The 7440-nt window shown below is 41.9% G+C and carries 9 protein-coding genes; all 9 read left to right on the top strand.

What is annotated here, in order from left to right:
• Nucleotides 1-466: cobalamin-dependent protein (locus VN447_RS03145; protein ID WP_325522723.1), on the top strand; the 466-nt coding region annotated here is incomplete at its 5' end.
• 398 nt (nucleotides 467-864) lie between these two features.
• Nucleotides 865-2034, top strand: a complete 1170-nt coding sequence (locus VN447_RS03140; protein ID WP_325522721.1) for an MFS transporter — start codon at nucleotides 865-867, stop codon at nucleotides 2032-2034.
• A 139-nt stretch (nucleotides 2035-2173) separates the two neighbouring features.
• The gene (locus VN447_RS03135; RefSeq protein ID WP_325522719.1) at nucleotides 2174-2329 is read left to right on the top strand and encodes a hypothetical protein; all 156 of its coding nucleotides are present in this window, start codon (nucleotides 2174-2176) and stop codon (nucleotides 2327-2329) included.
• Nucleotides 2330-2647: 318 nt separating this feature from the next.
• Nucleotides 2648-3820 (top strand): uroporphyrinogen decarboxylase family protein, encoded by a 1173-nt coding sequence (locus VN447_RS03130; RefSeq protein WP_325522717.1) that lies wholly within the window; start codon nucleotides 2648-2650, stop codon nucleotides 3818-3820.
• Nucleotides 3821-3836: 16 nt separating this feature from the next.
• Entirely contained in the window at nucleotides 3837-3992 is a 156-nt protein-coding gene (locus tag VN447_RS03125) for a hypothetical protein (RefSeq protein WP_325522715.1), read from the top strand.
• Nucleotides 3993-4071: 79 nt separating this feature from the next.
• Nucleotides 4072-4716 (top strand): cobalamin B12-binding domain-containing protein, encoded by a 645-nt coding sequence (locus VN447_RS03120; protein ID WP_325522713.1) that lies wholly within the window; start codon nucleotides 4072-4074, stop codon nucleotides 4714-4716.
• 1 nt (nucleotide 4717) lies between these two features.
• Nucleotides 4718-5890 carry a uroporphyrinogen decarboxylase family protein gene (locus VN447_RS03115; protein WP_325522711.1) on the top strand — a complete coding sequence of 391 codons (1173 nt, stop codon included), beginning with the start codon at nucleotides 4718-4720 and terminating at the stop codon, nucleotides 5888-5890.
• Nucleotides 5891-5985: 95 nt separating this feature from the next.
• Nucleotides 5986-6630 (top strand): cobalamin B12-binding domain-containing protein, encoded by a 645-nt coding sequence (locus VN447_RS03110; RefSeq protein WP_325522709.1) that lies wholly within the window; start codon nucleotides 5986-5988, stop codon nucleotides 6628-6630.
• Nucleotide 6631: 1 nt separating this feature from the next.
• The gene (locus VN447_RS03105; protein WP_325522707.1) at nucleotides 6632-7426 is read left to right on the top strand and encodes a methyltetrahydrofolate cobalamin methyltransferase; all 795 of its coding nucleotides are present in this window, start codon (nucleotides 6632-6634) and stop codon (nucleotides 7424-7426) included.
• Nucleotides 7427-7440 lie beyond the last annotated feature (14 nt).

Genomic DNA, 7440 nt, shown 5'->3' with positions numbered 1-7440 from the left:
TATGTTCGTTCCAGAGGTAATGATGAGTGCAAAAGCAATGAACATCGGCTTAGATATCATCAAACCACTGATCCTGGAAAAAGACATGACGTCCGCTGGTATTGTGGTATTGGGTGCCGTCAAAGGCGACCTACATGACATTGGCAAGAATCTAGTTAAAATGATGCTGGAAAGTTCGGGGTTTAGGGTCATAGACGCAGGTATTGACGTTTCTGCAGAAACATTCGTTGCCTTAGTTGAGAAACATAATGCTCAGGTTGTTGGGCTTGCCGCCTTGCTTACAACTACTATGCTACAGATGAAAAATGTAATTCAGGCACTGGAGGAAAAAGGACTGCTTAATCAAGTCAAAGTCCTTGTCGGCGGCGCACCGATTAGCGAAGAATTTGCTAAGGAAATAGGCGCAGACGGATATGCAGCTGATGCTGGTGCAGCAGTTGCCTTTTGCCGGCAAGTATCTGCTTAAGACCCTATGAAATCAAAATCCCAAGGAGGATCACAGCAAATAATATCAGAAACCCGTCTGACGCTGGCATTAGACGGGTTTCAGCTGTATTTGAAAATTATCTGCGGAGATCTCCCTTTTAGAAGGCAATATTTGCTAAGATAATTATCTTAAAAAAATTAGGAAAAATCTAATTATTAAGATATTGACTTGAGTGACAATGAATGTTAATATTTACTTGTAATTACAAGTAAATATAATGACGGGGGATATCGTAGCTTCGTGAGTGTATGATTGCTAAATAACTGTTAATGTGATTAACTCTACGAAGATATAGTAGCGAAGGATTGGAGGGAGGCAATAGAAGAAGGAGATATTTTGTTAATAAAAAGAGCCAACTTATAAAAGGAGAGTGTATAATGATAAACACCCTTTTGGTAAAGGTAACCATTTTGTTAGTTAGCTTTGCGTGTATGGCGGATTTGGTGATTATTCCTGCAATTGGCGGTATTTATTCTGCATTACCGGATGCAGATCCTGTTCTTTTGGATTTTATATTGACTGGGCCTATGTTGATCGCAGTCTTTTCATCGCTTTTATGTGGTATTCTTGCGAAAAAAATCAGTAAAAAGCATCTTTTGATTGGTGCCTATATCATTTTTATTATTGCAACTTGTGGTGGTGCTTTATTTACCAATATATATTACATAGTAGCAATGAGGGCGCTTGTCGGATTTGCTTTCGGGATAGTTTCTGTTGCTGCGATGGGGCTGATAGCTGAAGTATATATAGAGGAAGCAGAACGCAGCTCCATGGTTGGATTATATAATGGAATCATGGCTGGAATCGGGATAATCATGTCTTTAATATCAGGCTTTCTCGCGGTTGATGACTGGAAGAATTCTTTCTATATCTACTTATTAGGAATACCAATTCTCATTATGATATTCGCTTACCTGCCAAAAACACCGCCTGAAGGGAAGGAAAAATCTTCGGAACGAGCGGAACGACTTCCTCTTACTCAGGTTAGTACGGTGGCTATAGCTTTTTTCTTATTTAATGCACTCTACTGCATAGTGTGTTACTATATAGCACTCTATTTAGAAGAAATACAGTTAGGAGATGCTTCTACAGCCGGCATTCTTACTTCTGTGGGTACAATAGGAAGCTTATGTGGCTCGCTTCTTTTCTCACCTATTTATTTACGGCTTAAAAGTGCTACACCTATAACTGCTTATTTCGTGATGGGTGCAGCCTATATAGTGCTAAGCTTTCCCTCAAATATATGGATAGTTGGGGCAATGTGCCTCCTAGCAGGAATGGCGTATGGAATCGGCCTTTCCTTCTACTTTATGCACGCCTCGATGATAGTACCGCCTAGCGTAATTTCGGCTACCATGGCAATAATGGCCGTTAGTGTTAACTTAGGTACCTTCTTTTCATCATATGCTTTGAACATATATAAAGCTATGTTGCATATCCAAACAATAGCACCCACGTTCTTGTACATTGGTATAACCTTAGTAATTCTAGGCGTGCTATCAATGGTGCCTATACTACGCTCAAACAACACCTCAATTAGTCAGTAGGTAAAAAATGTATTGACAGCAATAGAAAAGGCATGATAGCATCAGCTTGTAATTACAAGTAAGTATGGAACTGGCAGCTTAGAACTCACGAACTTGAGATTTGAAAGTACGAGGTAATACATAGAAAGGAGGACTGATTATGAGTGAAAAAGTTACGCTTTTACAGTCTTGGGAAGAGGCAAAAGAAGGATTTGCCACTCGTCCGGAAGACACAGAAATTGCTGCTGCCGCTGCTGCTACCTGGGATATGGCAGATGATGTTACCTTTCTAATGGTAATGGGATTGATAGTATAGTTAAATTATTGACGATAGGCATTACTTTCTACTATTAGTGATGCCTATCTTTACAAAACTACTTGTAATTACATGTAATACAAAGCTATCTAACGGTGGCGTAACCGACATCAAAGAATGACAGCCTTATGTTGTCGGTAAGACCGGGAAATTAACACTAGCTCTCGAAGTTATGAAAGATGCGGTAGAGGCATTATAAGCAGCCGGTTTGCGGAACCGTGAAAATCTTTACGAAGGCTGGACTAATGTCCGGTAAGGCTGTATCTATAAGGCTTAGTTGTCATCTTAATAATTTTAAAAAATCGGAGGAGGGTTACGATGAATGCTGAAAGCGGTGACAAACTGTATCAGGAACGATTGGGACGTATAAAGAAAGCATTAATCTTGGAAGAACCGGATCGTGTTCCTAGCTGTTTAATGCTTGAGCCTACTTGGTCGGCCCATTATGCTGGGTATTCCATTAAAGAAGCTTTATGGGATATGAACACAATCGTTAAAGCCACAGAAAAAGTTGTAACGGATTTTGATTTTGATTTCATGGATGGTATGTTTGTGAGAAGCCCTTTGTATTACAATTCACTTGGTGCTAAAACCTGGGTACAAAGTGAGATAAGCGGCATCATGCAACATCCTGAGGTTATGGGAATGTATGAGGATGAATACCCGGAGCTTATTGCTGATTCGTTCCCATTTATCGCAAATAAGGTTCTTCCTAGACTGTATACTGAATTGGCTAAGCCCGGTCTGGGTAGCGCATTAGCTTTGGCCAAAGCCTCGACTATAATGGGTGATATTCTTGCAACAGCGGGACGCGGAATGGAAAGGCTTCAGAATGAGTATGGAGTAGTTTTTTCGGGTGGTGGCTTTACGGAAGTACCGATCGATTTACTTTCCGATTTCCTGCGGACTATGAAAGGGGTGGCGCTGGATATTCGCCGGCGACCAGATCAAGTGGAATCAGCCTGTGAAGCGTTGCTGCCCCTCATGATTCGGTTGGCAAAAGCCGGATTTCCAGGACCTGCAACAGATTTCCCTTGTGTAGGTATGCCGCTTCATATAGCGCCTTATCTCAAGCGAAAGGATTTTGAAAGATTTTATTGGCCTACATTTAAAAAGCTAGTTGAAACGTTGGCTGATGATGGTTATACGCTCAATATCTTTTTTGAAGGTGATTGGACTAGATATTATGATTACCTGCAGGAACTGCCACCTAAAAAAATATATGCAATAATGGAAAATGCAGATATGAAAGTTGCGAAGGAAAAACTGGGAAAGGTAATGTGTTTGTCGGGTGGATATCCCTTAACTTTATTGCAGCACGGAACCAAAGAAGAATGTATAGATAAGGCGAAACAGATCATGGATGCGGCAATGCCAGGCGGTGGATATATTTTCAGCTTCGATAAGATTCTGATGGCTCCCAGTGACGCTAAAATTGAAAACTTAAGGGCTGTGCTTGATTTTGTCAAAGAGTATGGGGTGTATAAATAAAAGGAGGAAAATGATAATGAGTGAAAAGGAAACGCTTTTACAGTCTTGGGAAGAGGCAAGAGAAGGATTTGCTACTCGTCCAGAAGATGCAGAAATTGCTGCTGCCGCTGCTGCTACCTGGGATATGGCAGATGATGTTACCTTTTTAATGGTAATGGGTTTGATAGTATAGCTAAGAGTTAGATGAGGACAGGCATTACTTATCCTTAGTGATGCCTTTCTAAAAAAACATGTAATTAAGGGGGATTTATATGTCAGTAGATTTGGATAAAATTAGCCAGGCATTAGGGGAACTAGACGAGCAAACATTGATGGGAATGATTGCAGAATTCTTAACAACTAATCCTACCCAGGAAGAAGCTATGGAAGTAGTGAAAGCCTGCCAGGATGGCATGGTTATAGTCGGAAACCTATTTGAAAAAAGCGAGTATTATGTAGGTGATCTGATTTTTTCTGGTGAAATACTGCAAGCAGCAATCGAAAAATTAAAACCAGTTTTAGGCAGCGGAGCAGGGCAAACAGTAGGCAAATTGCTTCTGGGTACTGTTCAGGGAGATATTCATGATATCGGCAAAAACATTTTCCGGTCCATGGTAGAAGCTGCGGGGTTTGAAGTCAACGATATCGGGGTAGATGTTCCGGCAGCTACATTTATAGCCAAGATCAAAGAATGGCAGCCTGATGTTGTAGGCATGGCCGGTGTGTTAACGCTAGCCCTTGAAGGTATGAAAGATACAGTAGAGGCAATAGAAGCAGCCGGCTTACGGGATAAGGTAAAAATCCTTGTCGGCGGAACGCCAGTAACCGAGGAGTCGTGTAAAAGAATTGGCGCTGACGGCTGGACTACTAATGCCGCCAAAGCAGTAAGAATCTGCAAAGATTGGAGAGCATGCTAAGATGAATGCTGAAACTGCCGAAAAATTGTATGAGCAGAGAATTAACCGTGTAAAGACAGCTATAAGTTTAGAGCAGCCTGACTGCGTACCAATATACTTTATGATAGAGCCTACTTGGGCGGTTGATTATGCCGGATATTCAGTAAAAGATGCCATGTGGGATATAAATACGATCGGTAAAGCCTTTGAGAAGATAGCAATTGATTTTGATTTAGATGCGACAGACGGCGTTTACGTTAGAAGTCCACTCTTCTATGGATCGCTTGGAGCAAAAACCTGGGTTCAAAGTAAGATAAGCGGTATTATGCAGCACCCCGAGGTTATGGGAATGCAAGATGATGAATACCCGGAACTTGTTGCAGATCCGTTCTCGTTTATCGCAAATAAAGCTCTTCCCAGACTATACACTGAGCTAGCTAAGCCGGGTCTTGGCAGTGCGTTAGCCCTTTCTAAAGCATCTACTATTAATGGGGATATTTATTCAACGGCGGGGCGCTGGAATGAAAAACTTCAAAAAGAGTACGGAATTCCCATAGCTATGGGGAGTATAACAGAAGCGCCTATTGATCTACTATCTGACTTCCTGCGGACTATGAAGGGAGTATCATTAGATATTCGTCGACGTCCGGACCACGTAGAAAGAGCCTGTGAAGCGTTGCTCCCGTTAATGGTACGAATGGCAGAAGCTGGATTCCCGGGCCCAGCAGCCGAATTTCCCCTGATAAGTATTCCCCTCCATATTGCTCCTTATTTAAAACCAAAAGATTTTGAAAGACTCTATTGGCCAACATTTAAAAAATTAGTGCAGAGATTAGCCGATGATGGCTATGGGATGGTTATCTTTTTTGAAGGGGATTGGATGAGATTCTACGATTACCTACAAGAACTACCGCCCAAAAAGATTCTTGGCATGATGGAACATGCAGATATGAAATTAGCTAAGGAAAAGTTAGGAAAAACAATGTGCCTGACAGGCGGGTACCCCTTGACTCTGTTAAAGGATGGTACAAAAGAAGAATGCATCAAGAAGGCACAGGAGATTATCGATGCAGCGGCACCAGGCGGCGGGTATATTTTTGGATTCGATAAGTGCCTTATGGCTCCTGGGGATGTTAAAGTTGAGAATCTTAAGGCTGTACTAGACTTTGTTAGGGAATACGGCGTATATAAATAGAAATTATGTGAAGGTTGGTGCTACAATATCTGGTAGTGCTTCCCTCAATACAAATCAACATGTAATTACATGTGGTAACAAGAGGAGAGGATTATATGTCAGTAGATTTGGATAAAATTAGCCAGGCATTAGGGGAACTAGATGAGCAAACATTGATGGGAATGCTTGAAGAATTCTTAACAACCAATCCTACTCAGGAAGAAGCTATGGAAGTAGTGAAAGCCTGCCAGGATGGCATGGTTATAGTCGGAAACCTATTTGAAAAAAGTGAGTATTATGTGGGAGATCTGATTTTTTCCGGAGAAATACTGCAAGCAGCAATCGAATTGTTAAAGCCGGTTCTAGGCAATGGCTCAGATCAAAAGGTAGGTAAGCTGTTACTTGGGACTGTGCAAGGAGATATTCATGATATCGGCAAAAACATTTTCCGGTCCATGGTAGAAGCTGCGGGGTTTGAAGTTAACGATATCGGGGTAGATGTTCCGGCCGCTACATTTGTAGCCAAGGTCAAAGAATGGCAGCCTGATGTTGTAGGCATGGCCGGTGTGTTAACGCTAGCCCTTGAAGGCATGAAAGATACGGTAGAGGCAATAGAAGCAGCCGGTCTGCGGGACAAAGTAAAAATTCTTGTGGGCGGTACCCCTGTAACCGCGGAGTCATGTAAAAGGATTGGTGCGGACGGCTGGACTACTAATGCCGCCAAAGCAGTAAGAATCTGCAAAGATTGGATGGGACGCTAAGATGATCATCATTGGAGAAAAAATTAACGGAACGATTAAGTCGGTAGCTAATGCCATTAGAGAAAAAGATAAGGCATTCATTCAAAATCTGGCTGTTAAACAAACAGAGGCTGGTGCTCATTATATTGATGTTTGCGCAGGGACGGAAGTAGACATTGAAATTGAAACCTTGAAATGGCTTATCGAATGTGTGCAAGAAGCTGTTGACACACCAATCTGTATTGATAGCCCTAATCCCGAAGCAATAAAGGCGGTAATTCCTCTTGTTAAAAAACCTGGTATGATTAATTCGGTATCGGAAGAAGGCAACAAGCCAGATCAAGTATATCCTTTAGTGCGTGATTACGGCTTTAACGTTATTTGTTTGACTGTCGATGACAGAGGTATTCCCACCACTGTTGAACCCCGGTTAGAGGTAACCAGAAGCCTTGTTAAGAAAGCCAGTGACTATGGCATTCCCCAGAACAAGCTTTATATCGACCCGCTTGTAAGCGCAGTTTCTACCGACAACACTTCGGTACTATGCTTTTTACAAACAATGCGGCAAATAAAGCAGGAGTTCCCAGAGGTTAAGATTACTTCCGGTTTGAGCAATGTTTCTTTCGGAATGCCTTTGCGGAAATTGGTGAACCGTTACTTTTTCTGTCTGGCACTTTATGAGGGAATGGATTCTGCTATCATGGATCCGTTGGATAAGGATCTCCAAAGTGCCTTGTTAGCTACTCAAGTACTATTGGGACAGGACCGGTTATGTCGCAAATTCTCGAATGCTTATCGTAAGGGTCTAATTGGGTAAAAGCACGTCGTTTG

It is taken from the genome of Sporomusa sp., assembly GCF_035561155.1.
Lineage (GTDB): Bacteria > Bacillota > Negativicutes > Sporomusales > Sporomusaceae > Sporomusa.
The sequence above is the reverse complement of the archived record's forward strand: the minus strand, read 5'-3'. Positions and strand labels throughout refer to the sequence as shown.

What these genes read in the sequence shown, in the direction of transcription:
- VN447_RS03135 (WP_325522719.1), top strand. Translation starts at nt 2,174, where the DNA reads ATGAGTGAAAAAGTTACGCTTTTACAGTCTTGGGAAGAGGCAAAAGAA.
- VN447_RS03110 (WP_325522709.1), top strand. Translation starts at nt 5,986, where the DNA reads ATGTCAGTAGATTTGGATAAAATTAGCCAGGCATTAGGGGAACTAGAT.
- VN447_RS03140 (WP_325522721.1), top strand. Translation starts at nt 865, where the DNA reads ATGATAAACACCCTTTTGGTAAAGGTAACCATTTTGTTAGTTAGCTTT.
- VN447_RS03125 (WP_325522715.1), top strand. Translation starts at nt 3,837, where the DNA reads ATGAGTGAAAAGGAAACGCTTTTACAGTCTTGGGAAGAGGCAAGAGAA.
- VN447_RS03120 (WP_325522713.1), top strand. Translation starts at nt 4,072, where the DNA reads ATGTCAGTAGATTTGGATAAAATTAGCCAGGCATTAGGGGAACTAGAC.
- VN447_RS03115 (WP_325522711.1), top strand. Translation starts at nt 4,718, where the DNA reads ATGAATGCTGAAACTGCCGAAAAATTGTATGAGCAGAGAATTAACCGT.
- VN447_RS03130 (WP_325522717.1), top strand. Translation starts at nt 2,648, where the DNA reads ATGAATGCTGAAAGCGGTGACAAACTGTATCAGGAACGATTGGGACGT.
- VN447_RS03105 (WP_325522707.1), top strand. Translation starts at nt 6,632, where the DNA reads ATGATCATCATTGGAGAAAAAATTAACGGAACGATTAAGTCGGTAGCT.